Origin of the sequence: Bordetella genomosp. 9 (assembly GCF_002261425.1) — a bacterium.
GTDB lineage: Bacteria > Pseudomonadota > Gammaproteobacteria > Burkholderiales > Burkholderiaceae_B > Bordetella_C.
The window spans coordinates 333,410-352,646 of the sequence record NZ_NEVJ01000001.1 but is presented as its reverse complement, the minus strand read 5'-3'; the positions used below and the strand labels follow the sequence as shown (position 1 = coordinate 352,646).

Sequence of the window (19,237 nt, the reverse complement as noted above, 5' to 3'; positions counted from 1 at the left end):
ACCGCGCATCGGCTATAATGCCGTCCTTTCCGCCACGCGGCGTCTGTTTGCACAGCCGTGGCAGGTCCCTCCGCTGGATCTGCCCAGTCCGTCGAACGTCAAGGACGCCCGCGCACGACCTGCCCGGGTGGTGAAATTGGTAGACGCAGGGGACTCAAAATCCCCCGCCGCAAGGCGTGCCGGTTCGATTCCGGCCCCGGGCACCATCGACAATTTCCGGAATTTTCCGCTCTTCAGAAAATAACGGAAAATCAAGAGATTAGGTGGAAACCACTGGGTCCGCATACAGCCAAAATTTGTCGCCGGACGCCATGATTTGTACACTGTGCTCCCCATTTTCTACGCACAGCACTCCCCATGGCATCGATCACCCCGCACAAGAACGGTTGGCGCGCACAGGTCTATGTTGCTGGGGAACGGGACTCCAAAATCCTTCGTACGCAACGCGAAGCGAAGGCGTGGGCAACGGCCAGGGAAGTGGAACTCCGGCAGCTCAAGGGCGCGCCGCCAGGCGACCGATACACGGTCCAGCAAATGCTCGAACGCTACGCGAAAGAAGTCAGCGTTCAGAAACAGGGGGCTCGCGCAGAACAGCTTCGGGTCCAGGCTTTCCTCCGCGACTTTCCTTCACTGGCGAGCAAGACTTTGGGAGCGGTGAAGACGCCGGATCTCGCTGCCTGGCGAGATACCCGTCTTCGTGGCTTCACCGCGCCGGATGGGCGGTCGGTCAGGCCGGTGTCCCCTGCTTCGGTACAGCGCGACATCAATTGGCTGCGCAACGCCTTTTCCATCGCCCGGAAAGAATGGCAATGGATGGACCACTATCCTTTCGAGGGGATGCGCGTCGGCGCCGATGCGCCGCCTCGAACGCGCCGCGTGCATGCCCATGAGGTCAGACGGCTCTGCCGGGATCTCGGTTACCGAACTGGGCGGGTCCCGCAAACCAAAAGCCAGGAAGTGGCGTTGGCGTTCCTCGTCGGCTTACGAACGGCAATGCGTGCGGGAGAAATACTGGATCTCGGTCAAGCGACGCTCGACCTCGGCCGGCGAATCGCAAAAGTGAAGCATAAGATGCAGTATCTGACCGGTCGCGCACGAGAGATTCCGTTGTCCCGCCACGCGGTTCGTCTGCTGAAGCCTGTTGCGAACCGAGATAAATGCTTCACCATCTCGTCAGCATCGCTGGATGCGCTGTTTCGCAAGTCACGCGATAGATTGCTGATAGAAGACCTGCATTTTCACGATTCGCGTGCGGAAGCGCTGACGCGGCTTTCTCGCAAAGTCGACGTCATGACCCTGGCCAAGATAAGCGGCCACAAGGACGTCCGCATACTTCAAGAGGTCTACTACAGGGAGACCTCGGAGCAGATCGCCGCACGGCTCTGAGCCCGCGTCCCCACATCTAAGCATTCGCGCGATGACCTTTCGTCGCAGCCTTGCAGCGTCGATGTGCCGCCTGCGGTTCTCACAAGGCCGCGCGCGCTGCCGATATCTGAACCCCTGACGTAGCCCCCCGCCATTTGCAGCGCCTGTCTGGCTCGCCATGCGGGCTAGGCGCTGTGGATCTCGGAAGGCTTACCTCTCCCCTGGAATAGCGCATGGATCCTCGACACGTAGACGGTCCCGCAGGATGCTGCGCGGACGCTCCCTTCGACTTTCCTTCTGCCGCGCGGGCGGCGCGACACGCCGCGCGGCTTTGGGCACAGACCACCACCGGGATTACAGCAGCACAGTTTCGCGATCAGCGGTTTGACGAACACTGCCGCGGCAGGATGGATTCGGATAAGGAGCGCCTCATCCGTCGTGCGGTCTTCTGCCAAACGTTTGCGGAAGCGGTGGGTCGCATCGTCGTGGATCGGAGCTGACTACATGCGCCCCTTGCTCGAACGCGCCATCAGCTTTCGTCTTTCGGACGACAAGTATCGGCAATACACCGCTGCCGCTGCGGATATCGGCCTGCGACTTTCCGAGTACCTGCGCTTTCGGCTGGACACCGAAGATCATATAGGCGAGCAAATATCCCAGCTTCGTTTGACGCTGCTGGACAAAGACGAAAGCGAAATGGATGGCGCCGCATTGACGCCGCTGCTGCTGGAGCTCCTACTGCTCGCCCGCAAGCAAGCCTCTCCCGCCGAACTGCGCGCCGTCCATCAGGAGCTTGATCGCCTCGGCCATGCGCCCTGGACGCCTGAACAGCGCCCTCTCGCCACGGATTGACCGGCCGCAGGCCGTCCGCACTTACCCGGAGATTTCATGAAAGTCTTTTTCCCGGCTGCCGGCCTGTCGGCGGCCTGCCTGCTCTCGGCTTGCGGTTTCGCACCGCCCAAGCCGCCGATGCCCGCCGATTCCCCGCGCGTGCCGATCAATCGGGCGGATCCGCGTCTGTACGACGGTGCCCCGCTCGTCGCGCAGTCGCCTCAGTCGGCGCCACCTGTTGCGGTGTCGGACAAGGCGACGCCACCTGCATCGAAAACCCCGACGCCAACGCCAACGCCAGTGGCTCCGGCCGCTGCCTCGGCAAGCCCGTCTAACATGGCACAGCCTGAAGTCCAGGCACCCAAATCGACGGCCTCGCTTGCGATCCCAGTCCCGGTTGCACCGGCGAAAGCCGAACCCGTGCCACCCGCGAAGAAGCCCGACTTGCCGCACACGCCCGGTAGCCCGAAGACGCCCTCGCCGCACGAGACTGCCCCACCGCCGCCCGTTGCCGGCAAGGCAGCGTCCGCCGCAGAGCCTGCAACTGCGACCCCAGTAGAAAAACCCGCCAACGCGGCGGCCAAGGCCGATACCGGACAAAGAACCACCGCGCCCGCGTCGCCAGTGGCAGCGGCGCCTATTCAGACAGTGGACACCACCAGCGCCGACGCGCTGAAGACCCCGCCCACGCCGATCGTCGTGAAGCGGATCTGGCACCTCGGCCCGCAGGACAAGACGGTCCGACAGGCCCTGGCTCGATGGGCGAAAGACGCCAACTGGACTTTCGGCCCCGACCAGTGGGAAGTCTCCTTCGACCTGCCGATCGAGGCGTCGGCCGATTTCCCTGCCGCCTCCTTCGAGGAAGCCACGCAAGCCCTGACGAATTCGATCGCCCTGACCGATTCGCCGGTGCGCCCGTGCTTCTACGCGAACAAGGTGCTTCGGATCATTCCGTTCAACCAAAGCTGCGACCGGAGCGGGTCGCCCACGGCCCGCCCTTAGCGCGCGGCCCGGACAGGACACTTCATGACAGCACTACGTAATGCCGCCGGCATCCTCGCGCTCTCCGCGCTGGCAGGCTGCTCGGCGCTTCAATCCACGCAGCACATCGCCGACTTCGCCGACGCGCAGGGCGGATCCGGACGCGACTCCGTCAAGCAATTCAAGGATCTCGCCCAAGACACCGACCGCGCCAAAGGTCAGGTCGTCGGCCTGCCGTGGATCGCCGGTCGGGCACAGCCGCTTGCCCGTGACGTGTCGCTTCCCCCGGCGCTACGCGCCAATGTGAACACCACGCTGCTCTTCTCCGGGGGTGCGGTCGACCTCACCACGCTGGCTGACCGGATCCAGGCCGCCACGGGAATCCTGACCCAGGTCGCGCCCGATGCCCTGTTGCCCCGCGATTATTTCTTGCCCCGCCTGGGTAGCGAGCCCCCCATCAATGCGTCGGTCGCGGCGCCGGCGACGACGGACGTCCTGGTACCGGCACTCGTGGCAATCCCCGAAAGCGATCGCGTCTCGGGACCCGCTCTGCCCGCCGGCGCTGCGCGGGTCAAGATGGATCCGTTGCCGCCCGGCCAGGCGCCGCTTGCCTCGATACTGGATTCCATCGCCTTGCGATTGGGGGTCTACTGGCGGTACGACGACAAGGTCGGCGCGATCCGCTTCTACCGGACGCAGACGCGCACGTTCTACGTCCGTGCGCTGGGCCTGACCTCGGAATCCAGCCTGGAACTCGGTCTCACGGGGTCCGGCTCGTCGAACAGCTCCAGTGGCCAATTCGCCACCCAAAGCCGTTCCAAGTTCTCCGCGACCGGTCAGGCCAAGCCTGTCGACGCCATCCTGACCAAAGTCAGCCAGTTCCTGACCCGGGCCGGTGTCGTCAAGGCGGGCGACGGCGCCGCCAATAGCATCGTCGTCACCGATACCAAGGATGCGCTCGACCATATGACCACGTTCCTAGACCAGGAGAACCGCATCATGTCGCGACGCGTCCGGCTGGTCTTCGAAGAAATCACCGTCCAGCGCGATCACACCTCGCAGGCAGGCATCGACTGGCATCTGATCTACAACAGTCTGGGCCGCGCGAACGCGGCAACGGCCACCGGCGTCACCACCCAGCTGGACAGCGCCCAAGCGCCAGGCAGCGTCGGGGCCACCGTCGGAAGCGGACCTTTCGCGGGGACGGGCGTACTGATGAGCGCCCTCTCCCAAATCGGGACCGTCGTGCGTCATACGACTATCCCGATCCTCGCCCGCAACCGCCGTCCCGCCACCTATGCCACCAGCGAGACGTTCAGCTACGTCAAAGACCTGCAGCAGACGCAAAGCACGTCCGACACGTCGGCGCCGACCGTCACCGTGACGCAGGACGAGAAGACTGTCGGAACCTTCCTCACGGTCGTCCCCGACGCGCAGGACGATGGCCGCGTTCTGCTGACCATCTCGTACAACGACACTCGACTGATCGGCGGACTGCAGAAACAGGAGTTCGGCTCGCCGGAGAATCCGTCCTTTATCCAGCAGACGGATATCGGCGGACAGGGCGTGGTCCAGGAAGTCGAACTGCAACCCGGCCTGCCGGCGGTCATCGGCGGCTACGAGCAGTCGGCCGGCAATTCGACCCGGCGCCGCCTGGACGACCGGACGCCCATCGCCCTGGGCGGATCGGACTCGGCCGAGAAGAAGGATCTGCTCACGGTGCTGGCCGTGAGCGCTATTCCCGAAGAAGGATTCTGACCGTGGCGCGGCGACAGAACTACCGAATCGTCCCCATACCCGGAACGCCGAACTCCCTGGTGCTGGGCATGACCTGGCAGACTGTCCTCGGCCAGGATCTGACGGTCGCTGCGATGCGTGCGGCCCGGCAAGCGACCGCCACGCACTTTACGCAGAGCGGGCCGCGCAGCCCCGCGGTGGGCTTGCTCGTGGCCAGCGGCCGGGAGCGCCGCGCCAAGGCACGTTCCCGCCTGTACTCCGCCGCCGCGGCGTTCGCCCAACTCCAGCGGCACGGGACGCAGATTGCGTACTCCCCGCTGCCCTCCGGAGAGGTCTGGATCGCGGTGGTAGTCGATGGCGTGGTCCAGGCCGGCGGCGACATGGTGCTTGCCGATGTGCCGTCCGCCCAGGAGAAGCTTGAGAGCCTGATCCAGCGTTACGGCGAAGTGGTCGTGCATGGCGCCGAGGCCGACGGCGCGCAGCCCTTTGCGCTGAATCAACTGGCAACCCAGACCAATCAGCAGTCGTCGCTGCGCCGCGCCGCCTTCCGTCTCTCGATGGTGCCACCGGTCTGGTGGATGGCACTGGCCCTGCTTCTGGCGTATCTGGCCTGGGATGCGGCATCGTCCTGGTGGCAGTCGCGCGCAGCCCGCGAGCAGGCACGGCTACATGCCATGCAGGACGCGGTCGACGCGAAGGCGGTGTGGCAGCAGGCGCTCGCCAATTGGTCGCGCAGCGTGCGGGTCGATGGCGAATCAGGGCTGGCCCAGGTCCTGGACAGCATCGCAATGGTCCCCGTCGATCCTGGTCGTTGGCTCCTGATCGAAGTCGACTGCCGGCCCGACGCCGGCACCTGCTCGGCCGTCTACCGGCGCACCCGGCTGGCCGACAGCCATACGCTGAAGGCCGCGCTGCCCACCGGATGGAAGTTCGCCCTGCATGACATCGATACGGCAGTCGTCCAATGGACGCTTCCGGTCGGTGCGGCAAAACGTCCGGCGACGCTGGACCTGAACGCGATACCCAGCGAACAGGAACTGGAAGACAGCTGGGTGCCCAGTTGGCAGGCCCTGCGTCCGGCCCTGCAGGACTTCTCGCTATCGGCGCCGACCGCCGTGGGCGTGCGTCCGCCGAACATCAAGCTGCCCAACGGCCTGGAGCAACCCATCGACCGGCCGGCATCGATCGCGCTACCGGCGATGCGCAGCCTCGTTATCAACGCGCCGCTGCGGTCCTTGTACGCCCTGGGCCTGCCACCGGCCACGGCCCTGGTCCAGCTGCAGATCCGGCACCAACCCGACGCGCAGCCGCGGCTCACCACGAGTGAGTTCGCGGTCACCTTGAAAGGAACCCTCTATGTCCAAGCCCGATGAACACCCGTGCCTCGGCCATCGACAACGCAAGGGGTTTCCCCTGCTCGCCCTGGCTCTTCTGTACGCCGGGTACGCGCACGCTTCGAACCTGGATGTCCCGCCCGCGCCACCGGCCGCGCCCGAAAGCCGGCTCGTCCGCGAACTGCTCGAAGTGGATGCGCAGCGCGCGCTCGACGCCGAAAAACGCATCCGGCAGGACGCTCGCCAGGTCGCCAACGTCCCGGCACACTCGCCGTTTCCATCCGCCGCGTCCGCGCCAACCGCGTCCGCCTCGCCCACACCCAATGCGCCGCCATCCAGCCCCAAGGAAGCGCCCATCCCCCGCTTGAAAGGCATCGTCGGCGTGGGCGGGCGCCTCTCGGCCATCGTGACCGCCGATGGCCAGGACACGATCTATCGCGCCGGTCGGGCCGCTCCCTTCGCCGGTCGAGATCCCGGCCTTCGGCTGATGCGTATCGCCTCGCCCTGCGCCGATTTTCTCGACACGCGGAACCGGGCGGTGGCGATCTGCGTGAATGGAGTCCACGAATGAAATCGCTGCTACGGAAGTACTTCCCGCTCTTCTTCGATCAGGGCGGCACCGAACACGTCAGCACGTTCCTGGCGGAGAGTCCGGCCCGCGTCGTCGGCCAGGACGAAGAAAAGCCCGCGGACGAACCGGCCGGCGACCTCGGCTCCATGGCGGACATCGCCAGCATCGACCCTCCCTTTCGGACGCTGAAAGTCGACTGGTCCGGACCGGATGCGGCGGTGACCGCCTGCGTCGCCGAACTCGAAGGCCAGCAATATGCCGTACTTGCCAAGCGCGGCCATCTGGACACGGACATCTTTCGCGCCGTGCTCGCGCGCGCCAGACAGGCCAGCAAGGCGGGCCACCCGATCTGCGTGTACACGGTGGATCCCGTCGTACTCCTCACCCTCGTGCGCGAGCGCGTGGACGGCAAGGACCTCGTCGCCTACCACAACGGCTCGGGCGGCCGCTCGGCGGTACGCACCGGCTTTCACGACTTGGTCGCCTGGGCGGTGCGCCATCAGGCGGGCGATCTGCATCTGCATATCGACAGCAATAGCGCCATTTCCAAGGTCAGCGCAACGATCGACGGCCAGTATGTGACCCCGCCGAACCTGTCCATGCCGACCAAGCGGATGATCGAGATGGCAAGCGTCGCTTGGCAGGATGTGCATGGCGGCAATGGCGTCGTCTTCGACGTCGCTCAGGAGCAGCAAGGCAGGCTGTATGAAGTGGTGGACGATCACAGCTACATGCTGCGCTGGGGCTCGTTTGTCGCCGACACTGGTCCCTCGATCACGCTGCGTATCCTGGACCTCTCGGCGAAGGTGGAGTCCGTCGACCTGAAGAAGCTGGGCTATCTGCCCAGCCAGATCGAGCAGCTCGAGCGCGCCATGCAGAGCAAGGGTGGCGGCGTCGTCATGGGAGGCGTGCCAGGCTCCGGCAAAACCACCACGCTTGGCCAACTGATCTGCGGCCTGCCGGATACGCGCAAGATCATGTCCATCGAGGATCCCGTGGAACTTCGGATTCCCAATGCCCTGCAGGCCAGTATCTCGCGCAGCCTGGACGGGTCGGACAACGCGGCGTACCAGGCCAAGCTGATGGCCCTAAAGCGATCCTCGGCCAGCGACGTGCTGCTGGGCGAGATCCGCGACAAGCTGAGCGGCCTGGCGTTCCAGGACATCATCCAGTCCGGCAGCAACGGCTATACCACGGTCCACGTCGGCAGCGTTATGTCGATTCCGCACCGCCTGGCATCCGTCCAGATCGGCATACCCTGGGATGTACTGGGCTCGCCGGGGATGCTGAAGCTCCTGTGCTACCAGACACTGCTTCCCGTCCTGTGCAAATGCGCGCTGCCGTCCGCGGCGCTGCTGGAAGGCGCACCGGACAGCATCGGCATCCCTCGCAGCGGGTCCTGGTGGAAGGTCTACCTGGACCGCATCGAGCGCCTGTACGGGATCGGCGAGGACCGGATCCACATCCGCAACCCGCAGGGCTGCGAACACTGCCGGCGCAAGGGATTGCCGGAACTTTTCGGGTACGCCGGCCGGACCGTGGCGGCCGAGATCTTCGAGCCAGGCATGGATATGGAAGCACTCCTGGCCATCAAGGCAGGCAATGAGCTGAGACTGCACCAGATCTACCGTGCGGCCCGCACCGCACCCTTCGACGATCCCGACATGACGGGCAAGAACGCCATGGAATGCGCGGTCTACAAGATGAGCCTAGGCATGATCGATCCGCGGGACATCGAGCCGCATTTCGTCACGTTCTCGTCCCTAGACGGCAAGGATCGCACCGAATGAGGATCCCTTTTGCGCTCACGAGGGTGGGCTTTGCCGCCCGACGCTTCGCGCGGCGCCGCGCCGACTGGTACGAGTACCTGGCCGACATGATCGAGGACAGCGAAGGCAAGCGCACGGTCAAAGATATCTTCGCCTCCGATGCCGCGCGCTACGGCGCCCGTACCTCCCGGGGAATTGTCTCCGCGTACTGGGCGCATCGGATCGACGACAGCGGCAACCTGGGCCTGACGTTCGCGGGCACGCTGCCACGCCGGGAAGTCAGCGAGATCGCCGCGATGCAGGAAAAGGGCCATGCGATCTTCGCCGATGGCCTGCGCGACCTGGCAAAGCTGGTGCTGCTCACCGAAAAGCTGCGCTCGATACTCAAGTCGACGCTGCTCGTCGCTTTGCTGGCCACAATGCTGCTTTGGCTCGTCATCATGGTGGTGGTGCCCTACTACACCGGCCCGGAATTGCTCGCCGCCTTTCCGGCGATTCCGACCGACCTGTACGGCCCCTTCAGCCGGCTCTTCTTCGGATCGGCGACCTGGATCGCCGCGAATGCGCCGGCCATCTGGCTCACGACGATAGGGAGTTCGATCCTGTTCGCCCTATCATTCCCGCACTTCGACGGCAGGGTGCGCCGCTGGCTGGATCGTTGGGGGCCGTATCGCCTGTACCGGGATATCCAGGCGATCGCCGTGGTCAGCACCGCGGCCAATGCCGTCAAGCGGCGTTCCGGCGTGGCCGTGCCGCTGCGCGATGCGCTGCAATCGCAGCGTGCAGGAGCGCCCCGATGGCTTGGGCAGCGTTTGCAAGCCATGCTCCTGCGGCTGGAGGATTCCAGGGCGGGCGCCACGGTGTTCGATGTGGGCCTCATGGACCAGGAGCTCTATTGGTACCTGGAGGACCTCACGCGCGCAATCGGCCTGGACGCGGCGCTGCAGAAGACCCGCGCCCGGCTGGAAACGACCATGCTGAAACGGGTCGAATCGCGCGCCGTCGCGCTGCGCTGGGTGCTGCTGCTGGGTTCCGTCTTCGCCCTTTTCGCCATCATGGCGCTGCATTACGCCGTCATATTCGACCTGCGCAACGCCACGATGCTCACCGCCTTCTAGGCGTAGGACCCAGTTGTCACTTCCATCAAGACCCCGCTTCGGCAGGGTCTTTTCATAGATATGTACTCACAGAATTGGAGTCCTGACCAATGAGGCCCATGCAGTTCAACAATCAGTACGGGCGACCGCTCGCCCGGCACTCGCTACACCGTCAACGCGGTTTCATGTCCCTAGGCGAGGTGGCTCTCGTCCTGGTCATAATCATCATCGCCGCGGTGATCGGGTTGCCAGCTATCAAAGGCATGTTGATCGAAATGCGCGTGCCCGCCGTCGCGGACGAGCTACAGCGTTTTATGTCCCGCACCCGCGTGCTGGGCGAAGGCGATTCGGTCACGCCATACGCTGCCGTCAGCAACGAGCAGAACCTCGTTCCCGCACTTCGGGACTCCTCGGTCTTCAAGGTCTCCGACACAACGGTGTCGCACCGCCTGGGCGGCAGCGGCGTGGGAACCGATGGCACGATCTCCCTGGCGCCGGCCGCTCTGGGTGGCGGCGCGATGGGCAGCGCGTTCTCCCTGACGCTCACCAACGTCAACATCAAGGCCTGCCCCGTCCTGGCGTCCACGCTGAACGCGGTATCGGAAACGATGAGTGTGAATGGCACTACCGTAAAAGCCCTGGGCGACAACAACGACACCGGCAGCTACAACCCAGTCACGGCGCAGAATCTCTGCACGAAGGGAGACTCCAACACCTTCGTGTTCGCCACGAGGTAATCCCCGGTGTTCGCCAACCAAGGTTCCGTTTGCGGGCAACGCTCAGAAGAGCCAGGACGCATGCCACCCCTACCGCTATTCCGGCACGCGCGCCCGGCCTCGCGTCAACGCGGCTTCGCGCTCATGACGGTCGTAATCGCGATCCTGCTGACCACGCTGGCCTCCATCATCGCGGCGGGCCAGATCAAGCGTCGGCTGGATGATGCGGCCGCCGACAATACCGGCCGCTACCTCATGCAAGTCCGCGGCGCGGTCGTCGACCTGCAGGTCAAGTACGAAGCCTGGTTGAACAACGTCGACACCAGCGGCGCCCCTGCGGGGATCTATCCCACCCCGCCCGACATCGGCTGGGTCGGTGTAGCCGATGCACAGGTTGCGCGAGGCGGCGTGGCCGATCTCGTGAAGCTGAATCTGCTGCCGGCCAGCACGCAGCGCTATCCGGTGCTGGGCGACGTCGTCCGCTTTGCCCTGGTGCGCCAGGGAACGTGCCCAGGCGACACCTGCGAGACCAGCGCATACGTGTACACATGCCACCCCATCAGCGACGAGCGCAGCTTGCGCCAGAACGACACCTGCGCCCCCCCGGCCGGCCGGCGCAGCAAGTTCTCCCCCAGCCTGCTGGGCCAGGTGCTGCTCGCCTCGGCCGGATATGGCGGCCACGATGCACTGGGCGGCGCCACTGTGCAGGGACCGCTTCTGAACGTGCCGCGAACCTGGTTCGACTTCGGCACGCAACCGGGCCATGCGGTGCTCGCGGCCGGCCTGAACGCGACGCCCTTCAATCAATTCGTACGCCATGGCGAAACACGACCGGTCACGCTGCACAACACGCTGACCGTAGATCAGACCATCCAGAGCAACAAGGGTTTGCTGCTCAATACCGCCGTCGTCCCGGGCGCGGCGTGCGAGCCGGAGGGGCTGTATGCCTCGACGGCCGACAAGCTGCTCGCAGTCTGCGTGAACAAGACCTGGTTCTCCGCGACCGACCACACGGTCACCGGCGTACTCGGCAACCTGCCCAACAATGCAGCCGTCACGCCGCTGGTCTGCCCGCCCGGGCTGACCGCCTGGCGCTACGTCTCGCTGCAGGCCGCGGACGTGAAGGTTACGGGCGCCGACGTCAATGTCGCCGGCACCGTGGGCGGCACCATCCAGGGCTCAGGCTCGGTCAATGCGGCGGGTTCGGTCTCGGTGAACGGCTCCTTCGCGGGCAACTTTCAGAACGCGGGGTCCAGCTTCGTGCACGTGGCCCAGAGCGTGGCCGTCACTGCCGACCGCGTTGTCATTACCCCAGGCGACCTGAACGCTCGCGCGGCCGTCATTCAAGGCTGCAAGCGCTAGGGTTCCGCCCAGCAACAGGCCACCGCGCGCCGCCGCGGCGACTTTCCCTCCGGAGAAATCAATGAAGCTCGACGCCTTCAGGCGCTGGGGCGCGCTCTTGCTCGCCCTCGCCATGCTGTTCACCTCGATCCACACCGATGCCGCCAATGCGCCTACCGGCAATCAGGCGGACGTGCAGCTCAAGACCGACCTGACACACATGGTGATCCAGATCAACCAGGGAGCGCCGCTGCCGCCGGGCGGTTGCAATGCGGAATACGCCTGGCACACCGTCTTCGGCGGCTGCCGGCGCGCCGTTGTGCAGTCGGAGGCAGGGCCCTGCCCCGCGGGCTACATCGGCAGCAGCACCCGATACCGCACTGCCTACATCTTGCAGGCCAACGCCAATGACGTAGCGTACGACCCTTGGGGTGCATGGCAAAACACTTGCGCTCGCGCGCGGGCCTCAGGTGTCATTGGCACAGTGCTCGCCCAGGTGCGTGGTACGGAGAATGGTGAGACCTTCGGCAGCAATCTGCCCGACAGCATCGAAAAACAAATGCAAGTCGGCCAAGGCACGCTCTTCGGCGTAACGATCGATCGCTCGACTGCAACGCTCGTTTGCGCCTATGCCTCCGGGACCACTCCAGGAGGCGGTGAAAGCTCCAATGGCTTTATTTGGTCAGGGCAGTTGCTTTCGCCAGGCGAATCTCTCGATAAGAACCCTAACGGCGCTTGCCTCCTGTCGGACGGTGGGCGCACAGCCAACCTTACCGGGAACTGCGATAGCACTAGCGGCGGCGATAACGACTTTTGCGTGCCAGGTACACATGTCGTTCGCCTCACCTCTGTTACGGACTGCACGGTCGTCGCGGAGACAGATGGTCGTGCCAACAGCTACGACATCTGCCAGTAACTCAGGAGCGCCATCCATGCGATCCCTACTGCAACGCCTCACGACATTCTTCATTCTTACCGTCGTACCGGGCCTATATCCCGCTCTAGCGCAGACACCCAACATGGACGCCGATCTGCTTACCGGCGATACCCGCCTGGCTTGCGAGGCGCTGCTCTGCCTATCCAGCGGCAAACGGCCCGACGAGTGTGATCCAGCGCTGTCCCGATACTTCGGAATCAACAAGAAGAAGCTCTCCGACACTTTGGACGCTCGCCGGGATTTTCTGAAGCAATGTCCCGCATCCAACGACTCGAAGGAAATGAGCGATCTGGTCCAGGCCATCTCGAACGGAGCGGGCCGTTGTGATGCCAAGTACCTGAACTCCGCTCTGGCCGTCAATACTGGACACGGCGGCGACTATGGCTCCGGGCCAACGTACATTTCCGATCGAATGCCGAGCTACTGCAGGCTATATGTCGGCAACGCTTACACAGACCTCGGCGACACGCTCCCACGGTATGTAGGCAAGCCCGAAGACGGCGGGTATTGGGTGCAAGCACAAGACTACGACAGCGAGCTTGCCAAGTACGAACAGGCGCTGGCCGACCGGAAAGCGCAGCAAGAAAGCTCGTCCGGCGGGAACTGATGCGATGGACTTCCCCACCCTCGCCCGCGCCTGTGCGCCGGCGGTCCACATCTCGACGTTGAGCGCCGTTGTCCGTCACGAATCCGGGTTCGATCCGCTGGCGATCGGTGTCAACGCCTCGCCACATCGGAGCATTCGTCCGAAATCCCGCCAGGAAGCGGTCAATGTGGTCCGGGACCTGATCCGCCAAGGCGTCAACTTCGACGTCGGCTACGGACAGATCAATGTGCGCAACTGGAAATGGCTGGGTGTCACACCCGAGTCCATCTTCGACCCATGCACGAATCTGGCCGCCGCTCAGCGAGTTCTCGTGGATTGCTATCAACGTGCGGCGAAGCAGTATGGACCCGGTCAGCGGGCGCTGTATGCAGCCTTCAGCTGCTACAACACGGGCAACCTGACCGACGGATTCTCCAACGGCTATGTCAGCCAGGTCATTGCCGGCGCGGGACTACCCGTTCCGCCCATCGCCAGGGTACCGGGCCCTAAGCCCGGCCCTGGCGCCGCCGCCGATGCCGACGTCGAAGACAGCGGGGCCATGACATCCGCGCAGCCCGGGGCGTTCGCCGCGCCACGCGCCGATGCCTTCGAGGCGCCTAGGCGGGATGCTTTCGGCAAACCGGCGCCACGCGTCTTTGGCAACCCTGTCCCCGCGCGTCGGTCACCGCCCCCGAGTCCTGCCCCGTAGACGGTTAGCCGCTAAAAACGCACCACGCGGATCCTCTTCGGCACGCCTGCCGGCGAGAGCCGTCATCAAATCCGTTCTTCCAATCCAGCGCCAATTAACCGTTCGGCAGCTTCTTCATGGAGTCTCTCTTATGCCTTTCTCGCCACTCCCCTTCTTTATGATCATCTCAACATTCCTTGTCGGCGTGCCTATTCAGGCGATAGCCCAGGGCCTGGAGAAAGCGACCAGCGATGCACAGAACATCAACGACTGGCTCTGGATCATCATCCCCGTCATCTGCCTGTCCGCCGGCGGTATCGTCGGCCTGCTCTACTCGATGGACATCATCCGCAAAGACACCATGTACCAGTGGGTTGGCGGCGTGATCTTCGCGGGCGCCGTCGCCGGCGGCATCATCAAGGTGGTGTTCGGATGAAGAGCCCGACAAGCCAGGACCGTCGGGAGTCGCAACCCCTTGTCGCGGCGTCTTCCGTCCCGCCCAACCACTACCCTCTCTTCAAGGGAGCGACGCGGGTCGCGACCATCAAAGGCGGCGTACCGACACGCGCCTTTGTCGGCCTGGTCATGCTGGTCGTCGTCGTAGCGATGTTCACCGTCTACGGCTGGCTGCTATTCCCCATCCTCTACCCCATTATGGCCGTCATCAGCCGGCAGGACGATCGCGCCTTCTGGACGTGGGAACTGTGGCTCAAAACCAAGTTCCTCGCACGGAACAAGCGGTATTGGGGCGCGGTTTCCTACTCTCCTCTTGCCTATAGCCCTCGACGCCCTTGGGCGCGGTGGGCGTCCAAAAGATACCGATGAAGGCTCCTACCTCCCCTCAGGCACCCGCGCACGAGCGCGACATGGGCGATCTCGTACCGTATTCGCGCCATGTCACGCCAACGATCATCGTTACCCGCAATTGGGAGTACCTTTCCGTATGGCGAATTGGCGGACGAACCTTCGAAGGCTACGCCGATCACGAACTGTGCACCTGGCTCGATGAACTGAACAACATCATCAAAGGCTTTCCGGCCGGGTTCGGCATGTGGACGCATCTCGTGCGTCGACGCGTACAGGAATACCCAGAAAGCGCCTATCCCGACTCGTTCTCCGAATCGCACGATGCCGCATACCGGCGCACCTTCGTCGGCAAACCACCCATGGTCAACGATCTGTACCTGACGGTGATCGTTCGCGCGAACGTCGACCCTGCGCTGCGTATGCTGTCGCGCTTTGAGAAACGCACGGCCAGGGATGTGCATGCCTGGCAGGCGCAGGCCATCGAGCAGCTGGACGACATCAATCGGAAACTCGGGAGCGCCCTGCGTCGCTACAGCCCGGATTTGCTTTCCATCGTCGAGCGTGACACGACGGACCCGGAGCGCCCGATCGACGCCACCCGCTACACGGGCCGCTTTTCCGAGCCAGCCGAATTCTTTGGCTTCCTCCTCAACGGAAAGACCGAACCGGTCCCGGCACTCGAAGCTAAGCTGTCCAGCTACCTGCCTGCCGCGCGTCCGTTCTTCGCTTCCCCTGGAGACCAGGCGGAAGTACGGGGCACGAATTGGTCGCGGCGCTTCTGCATGGTCGAGATCCGCGAGTACTGCAATGCCACGAAGCCGGGGCATCTGAACCGGCTGATGAAACTGCCCTTCGAGTTCGTGCTCACCCAGTCCTTCGGATCGTTGTCACTGTCCGACGGCTTGGCCGCCTTGACCCGGCAGATCAAATGGCTGGAGGATTCCAAGGACTATTCTGAATCCCAAATCGCGGATCTGAAGAAGGCACGCGACCAACTGCGCGCAGGCGCCTTCGTGATGGGAGATCATCACGCCACTGTGGCCGTATACGGAGAGGACAGCGAAGAGACACTGCGCAACGCTGCCGACGTGATCCACACGCTCGCCGACCGCGAAATCATCGGGCGGCTGGTGGATCGGGCGCTCATCGCGGCCTTCTATGCGCAGTTGCCGGCGAATTGGCGTTGGCGCCCCAGGCCTGCCACCATCACCTCGCAGAACTTCCTGTCGTTCTCATCGCTGCACAATTACCTGTTCGGCAAGCCGAGCGGCAACCCCTGGGGGCCTGCGGTCACGATGCTCAAGACTGCCGGCGGCACACCCTACTACCTGAACTTCCACGCGTCGCTCGTCGACGCGGATGAAACGGGAAAGCGGCGCCTAGGCAACACGTCCATCATCGGACAGTCCGGCACGGGCAAGACGGTCCTCCTGGGTCATCTGCTCACCCAGGCCCGCAAGTTCGGCTATACGGGCGCTGTGTTCGACAAGGACCGGGGGCTGCAGGTCGCCATCATGGCGATGGGCGGCAAGTACTTTCCGCTGCAACTGGGACAGCCGACCGGCTGGAACTACCTGCAGCTGTCCCCCACGGCGAGGAACGTCGCCTTCATGCGCAAGCTCACCGTGCAGCTCGCAGCCGAGGGTGAACAGGCCGCGAATCTCACCGAGCAACGGGAAATCGCCGGCGCCGTGCAAAAGCTCGTGGACTTCATTGATATGAAAGACCGACGCCTGACCACGCTACTGCAGTTCCTGCCTGCCGCGCCCAGCCGGGACGGCAGGCTCAGCCTGCGGGACAAACTGGAACGCTGGTGCCAAGGGCATGAGAACGGCTGGGTCTTCGATAACGCGCGAGACGAGCTGGACCTGTCCGACACCGACCTGTTCGGCTTTGATCTGACAGAGTTCCTGGAGCAAGGCGCGATCCGGGATGCCGCGCTTACGTACCTGCTGTACCGCACGCGGCAAATGATCGACGGCCGGCGCTTCGTCTACTGCTTCGACGAAGTCCAGCATCCGCTGAAAGTGCCGTTCTTCCAGGAAATGATGCAGAACGAGAGCCGCACCATCCGGAAAGACAATGGCGTATTCATCTTCGCCACCCAGGAACCCGATGCGATTCTCGCCAATCCGGTGGGACGGTCGCTCATCCAGCAATCGGCGACCGCGTTGTACCTGGCCAATCCCAAAGGTACGGCCGACGAATACATCGACGGTTTCAAGCTCACCACGGCCGAATTCAACATGGTGGGCGAACTGGGTGAGTTCTCGCGGCAATTCATCGTCAAACAAGGCGAATCGACTGTCACCGCGGAACTTGATCTGAGCCTTTGCCCGGAAGCCTTATTGGTCTTCTCCGGGTCGACCGACATGGCGGCCCTGGCCGAAGCCGCTATGGCCGAACGTGGTCCAGCGCCGGACCAATGGCTACCTCTATATCTTCAACGCGCCCGAGAGGCGGGGAGAACGTGAAATGCAAGCCACCCTGAACTACCGACCCAAACGCCTCTCTGCCTGGCGCGCGCGCTGCGCCCAAGCCATGATGCTGATTCTCCTGGCCAATGCAGCATTGCGCGCTCAGGCTACCGGGATTCCCACTGTGGACGCGGCGAATCTCGCGCAAAACGCCCTCAATCACATCGAGGACATCGCGAAGTACACCGAACAAATTGCGGTCCTCAAGGACCAGCTCGAAAATGCCCAGCGGCGTTATGCGGCAATCACTGGCACGCGTAATCTCGGGGAGATTCTGAACGATCCCTCCATCCGCAGCACGCTGCCAAGCGATGTGCAGTCGATCTTGAGGCGGGGAAGCAACAGTCTCGGCTCCCTCGAAAGCTCCACCCAGCGCATCATGAACGAGGAGAGGCTGTCCGGGAACTACATGGTTGACCGGCGGGCGCTGGATCAGCGCGCCGAGGATCTTGCCGTGCGTACCAAGGCGCTGCTTGAATCGGCTCAGTCGGGCACGACGGCGCGCCTGCAGCAGCTGGACAACCTTCAGTCCCAGATCAACCTGACCACCGATCCGAAAGCCATCTCGGACCTACAGGCTAGGCTCCTGGTCGAACAGGCCAACATCCAGGCCGACCAGATGCGGGCGGATGCCCTGAGCCGCCAACTGCAGGCTGAAAAAGCGCTCATGGAACAACAAGCACAGAAGCTCGCCGCGCAGTCCTTCAGCATCGACGCGATCCGCGCGCCGCTGCCCGGAGCGCAGTAATGGCAATCGGCGCGGTTCAACTCACAAGCCTGGGCAGTATCGCGCGCTGGATGGATGCTTCGGTGACTTCCATGCTCGAACAGGTGGTCACTCCCATGGTCAGCTCGGTGACGGCCGCCATACTACCTTTCGTAACCGTGTGCCTGTCGATCAGCCTCGTGTGGTTTGGATGGTTGATTGCCACCGGAGCCATTCCCATCCCTGCGATGACTGCGCTGCGGAAAGTCGTTGAGATTGCGGTCATCGTGTCGATTGCTGGAGCGGGTGGTCTGTATCAGACGCGGATCGTCAGCACCATGCTGGACCTGCCTTCCGCGATGACCAGTGTTTTCACAAGCGAGCCGTCTACCCCATCGCAACTGTTGGACGATGCAGCGAACAACGGTGCTGAGATAAGCACGAAGATAAACGATAGAGCACCCTCATTTGTCAGTGACGCAGCACGCGCCTTCGCGTTCGTACTAGTATCAGTTATCGTCACTGTTATCTCCGCGCTGTTAAGCGCGGTGGGCATTATCGTCCTGGTCATGGTCAAAGCCGGTATGGGGCTGCTTGTGGTGATAGGCCCAGCGTGCATTCTGGCGCTGCTGTTCGAGAAGACCCAAATTTTCTTCTGGAACTGGGTGCGCCAAGGGCTGTACTACGCTCTCTATGCCGCCCTTTTTATGGTCCTATTCAGCATCATTATGGGAATGTTCGGCATGTTGCAGCAGGGCCTTCTTGCCACCGCCGACGCGGGAGAGATAAACATTTTCTCGATGCTGACCGCCATAACCATATTCATAGCTGGAGCGACCTTCATGTTGTCGCAAGTTTCCTCGCTTGTAGGCACGATCACCGGCGGGCGCGGAAGCGGAGTTCCTGTTCCGTTTGTAGGCCGCATCGGTTAAGATCTTCCACATCAAGAATGATGTCGCTTTATCAGTTATGCGCTTACTCCAAGTAAATGCCCCTCGGCGCGAATAGCAAGGACGGTTATGGACCGGATCAAATCACTCGGCAGTTCTCTACCATCAAGCGACGCTGTGTCTTCAGTAGCCAGTACAACAGCATCCGCTAAGGTATCAGCGCTCCAGTGGGTTAGCCTCGCGCGCGCAACATGGATGTGGATAATTCGTCCGCTGTGGTACTTGATCGTAGTTTTTCCGTGCAGGTTGATGGGTTACATGCTGGGGAGCCACCCTATGGGTGCTATCTCTGATCGGCAATATCAAGACTACGACTCCCGGAAAAGGAACCTGGCCAACCTTCT

The 19,237-nt window shown here is 63.4% G+C and carries 18 protein-coding genes and 1 tRNA gene; all 19 read left to right on the top strand.

All coding sequences use genetic code 11. From position 1 onward, the window contains the following. Positions 1–121 precede the first annotated feature (121 nt). The 19 genes from CAL26_RS01530 (at position 122) to CAL26_RS01440 (ending at position 18,875) form a co-directional block, all read left to right on the top strand. Positions 122–206 (top strand) — tRNA-Leu (locus CAL26_RS01530). A 151-nt stretch (positions 207–357) separates the two neighbouring features. Then, complete coding sequence (locus CAL26_RS01525; RefSeq protein WP_094845180.1) at positions 358–1,386, top strand: tyrosine-type recombinase/integrase; 1,029 nt, start codon at positions 358–360, stop codon at positions 1,384–1,386. Positions 1,387–1,869: 483 nt separating this feature from the next. After that, positions 1,870–2,217, top strand: a complete 348-nt coding sequence (locus CAL26_RS01520; protein WP_094845179.1) for a hypothetical protein — start codon at positions 1,870–1,872, stop codon at positions 2,215–2,217. A 36-nt stretch (positions 2,218–2,253) separates the two neighbouring features. Next, on the top strand, positions 2,254–3,198 hold the full coding sequence (locus CAL26_RS01515) for a toxin co-regulated pilus biosynthesis Q family protein (RefSeq protein WP_094845178.1): 945 nt from the start codon (positions 2,254–2,256) through the stop codon (positions 3,196–3,198). A gap of 24 nt (positions 3,199–3,222) precedes the next feature. Next, complete coding sequence (locus tag CAL26_RS01510) at positions 3,223–4,935, top strand: hypothetical protein (protein WP_094845177.1); 1,713 nt, start codon at positions 3,223–3,225, stop codon at positions 4,933–4,935. Between the two features lie 68 nt (positions 4,936–5,003). Next, positions 5,004–6,287 carry a hypothetical protein gene (locus tag CAL26_RS01505; protein WP_143277336.1) on the top strand — a complete coding sequence of 428 codons (1,284 nt, stop codon included), beginning with the start codon at positions 5,004–5,006 and terminating at the stop codon, positions 6,285–6,287. After that, positions 6,271–6,819 (top strand): hypothetical protein, encoded by a 549-nt coding sequence (locus CAL26_RS01500; protein ID WP_094845175.1) that lies wholly within the window; start codon positions 6,271–6,273, stop codon positions 6,817–6,819. The genes CAL26_RS01505 and CAL26_RS01500 overlap by 17 nt, the downstream gene beginning before the upstream one ends. Next, complete coding sequence (locus tag CAL26_RS01495) at positions 6,816–8,609, top strand: ATPase, T2SS/T4P/T4SS family (RefSeq protein WP_094845174.1); 1,794 nt, start codon at positions 6,816–6,818, stop codon at positions 8,607–8,609. Before CAL26_RS01500 ends, CAL26_RS01495 begins: the two co-directional genes overlap by 4 nt. Then, a complete protein-coding gene (locus CAL26_RS01490) occupies positions 8,606–9,706 on the top strand; it encodes a general secretion pathway protein (protein ID WP_143277335.1) in 1,101 nt (366 codons plus the stop codon). The genes CAL26_RS01495 and CAL26_RS01490 overlap by 4 nt, the downstream gene beginning before the upstream one ends. A 98-nt stretch (positions 9,707–9,804) precedes the next feature. Next, on the top strand, positions 9,805–10,422 hold the full coding sequence (locus tag CAL26_RS01485; protein ID WP_094845961.1) for a type 4 pilus major pilin: 618 nt from the start codon (positions 9,805–9,807) through the stop codon (positions 10,420–10,422). 123 nt (positions 10,423–10,545) lie between these two features. After that, positions 10,546–11,763: a hypothetical protein gene (locus tag CAL26_RS01480; RefSeq protein WP_094845172.1), complete on the top strand. Its 1,218-nt coding sequence runs from the start codon at positions 10,546–10,548 to the stop codon at positions 11,761–11,763. Positions 11,764–11,824: 61 nt separating this feature from the next. Continuing rightward, the gene (locus CAL26_RS01475) at positions 11,825–12,658 is read left to right on the top strand and encodes a hypothetical protein (protein ID WP_094845171.1); all 834 of its coding nucleotides are present in this window, start codon (positions 11,825–11,827) and stop codon (positions 12,656–12,658) included. Positions 12,659–12,761: 103 nt separating this feature from the next. Beyond that, on the top strand, positions 12,762–13,286 hold the full coding sequence (locus CAL26_RS01470) for a TrbM/KikA/MpfK family conjugal transfer protein (protein ID WP_218831491.1): 525 nt from the start codon (positions 12,762–12,764) through the stop codon (positions 13,284–13,286). A gap of 4 nt (positions 13,287–13,290) precedes the next feature. Continuing rightward, positions 13,291–13,974, top strand: a complete 684-nt coding sequence (locus CAL26_RS01465; protein ID WP_094845169.1) for a lytic transglycosylase domain-containing protein — start codon at positions 13,291–13,293, stop codon at positions 13,972–13,974. A gap of 130 nt (positions 13,975–14,104) precedes the next feature. Continuing rightward, entirely contained in the window at positions 14,105–14,389 is a 285-nt protein-coding gene (locus CAL26_RS01460) for a hypothetical protein (RefSeq protein WP_143277334.1), read from the top strand. Beyond that, complete coding sequence (locus CAL26_RS01455) at positions 14,386–14,778, top strand: type IV secretion system protein VirB3 (RefSeq protein ID WP_094845167.1); 393 nt, start codon at positions 14,386–14,388, stop codon at positions 14,776–14,778. Before CAL26_RS01460 ends, CAL26_RS01455 begins: the two co-directional genes overlap by 4 nt. Positions 14,779–14,819: 41 nt before the next feature. Beyond that, on the top strand, positions 14,820–17,234 hold the full coding sequence (locus CAL26_RS01450) for a VirB4 family type IV secretion/conjugal transfer ATPase (RefSeq protein WP_094845166.1): 2,415 nt from the start codon (positions 14,820–14,822) through the stop codon (positions 17,232–17,234). A gap of 1 nt (position 17,235) precedes the next feature. Next, positions 17,236–17,985 (top strand): type IV secretion system protein, encoded by a 750-nt coding sequence (locus CAL26_RS01445; protein WP_094845165.1) that lies wholly within the window; start codon positions 17,236–17,238, stop codon positions 17,983–17,985. Further along, positions 17,985–18,875, top strand: coding sequence for a type IV secretion system protein (locus tag CAL26_RS01440; protein WP_094845164.1), 891 nt, complete (start codon positions 17,985–17,987; stop codon positions 18,873–18,875). The genes CAL26_RS01445 and CAL26_RS01440 overlap by 1 nt, the downstream gene beginning before the upstream one ends. Positions 18,876–19,237 lie beyond the last annotated feature (362 nt).

Excerpts from the sequence above, each read along its gene's own strand:
- CAL26_RS01465 (WP_094845169.1), top strand. The coding sequence starts at position 13,291 with ATGGACTTCCCCACCCTCGCCCGCGCCTGTGCGCCGGCGGTCCACATC.
- CAL26_RS01495 (WP_094845174.1), top strand. The coding sequence starts at position 6,816 with ATGAAATCGCTGCTACGGAAGTACTTCCCGCTCTTCTTCGATCAGGGC.
- CAL26_RS01505 (WP_143277336.1), top strand. The coding sequence starts at position 5,004 with ATGACCTGGCAGACTGTCCTCGGCCAGGATCTGACGGTCGCTGCGATG.
- CAL26_RS01490 (WP_143277335.1), top strand. The coding sequence starts at position 8,606 with ATGAGGATCCCTTTTGCGCTCACGAGGGTGGGCTTTGCCGCCCGACGC.
- CAL26_RS01520 (WP_094845179.1), top strand. The coding sequence starts at position 1,870 with ATGCGCCCCTTGCTCGAACGCGCCATCAGCTTTCGTCTTTCGGACGAC.
- CAL26_RS01460 (WP_143277334.1), top strand. The coding sequence starts at position 14,105 with ATGCCTTTCTCGCCACTCCCCTTCTTTATGATCATCTCAACATTCCTT.
- CAL26_RS01450 (WP_094845166.1), top strand. The coding sequence starts at position 14,820 with ATGGGCGATCTCGTACCGTATTCGCGCCATGTCACGCCAACGATCATC.
- CAL26_RS01500 (WP_094845175.1), top strand. The coding sequence starts at position 6,271 with ATGTCCAAGCCCGATGAACACCCGTGCCTCGGCCATCGACAACGCAAG.
- CAL26_RS01470 (WP_218831491.1), top strand. The coding sequence starts at position 12,762 with ATGGACGCCGATCTGCTTACCGGCGATACCCGCCTGGCTTGCGAGGCG.
- CAL26_RS01515 (WP_094845178.1), top strand. The coding sequence starts at position 2,254 with ATGAAAGTCTTTTTCCCGGCTGCCGGCCTGTCGGCGGCCTGCCTGCTC.
- CAL26_RS01480 (WP_094845172.1), top strand. The coding sequence starts at position 10,546 with ATGACGGTCGTAATCGCGATCCTGCTGACCACGCTGGCCTCCATCATC.
- CAL26_RS01445 (WP_094845165.1), top strand. The coding sequence starts at position 17,236 with ATGCAAGCCACCCTGAACTACCGACCCAAACGCCTCTCTGCCTGGCGC.
- CAL26_RS01455 (WP_094845167.1), top strand. The coding sequence starts at position 14,386 with ATGAAGAGCCCGACAAGCCAGGACCGTCGGGAGTCGCAACCCCTTGTC.
- CAL26_RS01485 (WP_094845961.1), top strand. The coding sequence starts at position 9,805 with ATGCAGTTCAACAATCAGTACGGGCGACCGCTCGCCCGGCACTCGCTA.
- CAL26_RS01525 (WP_094845180.1), top strand. The coding sequence starts at position 358 with ATGGCATCGATCACCCCGCACAAGAACGGTTGGCGCGCACAGGTCTAT.
- CAL26_RS01440 (WP_094845164.1), top strand. The coding sequence starts at position 17,985 with ATGGCAATCGGCGCGGTTCAACTCACAAGCCTGGGCAGTATCGCGCGC.
- CAL26_RS01510 (WP_094845177.1), top strand. The coding sequence starts at position 3,223 with ATGACAGCACTACGTAATGCCGCCGGCATCCTCGCGCTCTCCGCGCTG.
- CAL26_RS01475 (WP_094845171.1), top strand. The coding sequence starts at position 11,825 with ATGAAGCTCGACGCCTTCAGGCGCTGGGGCGCGCTCTTGCTCGCCCTC.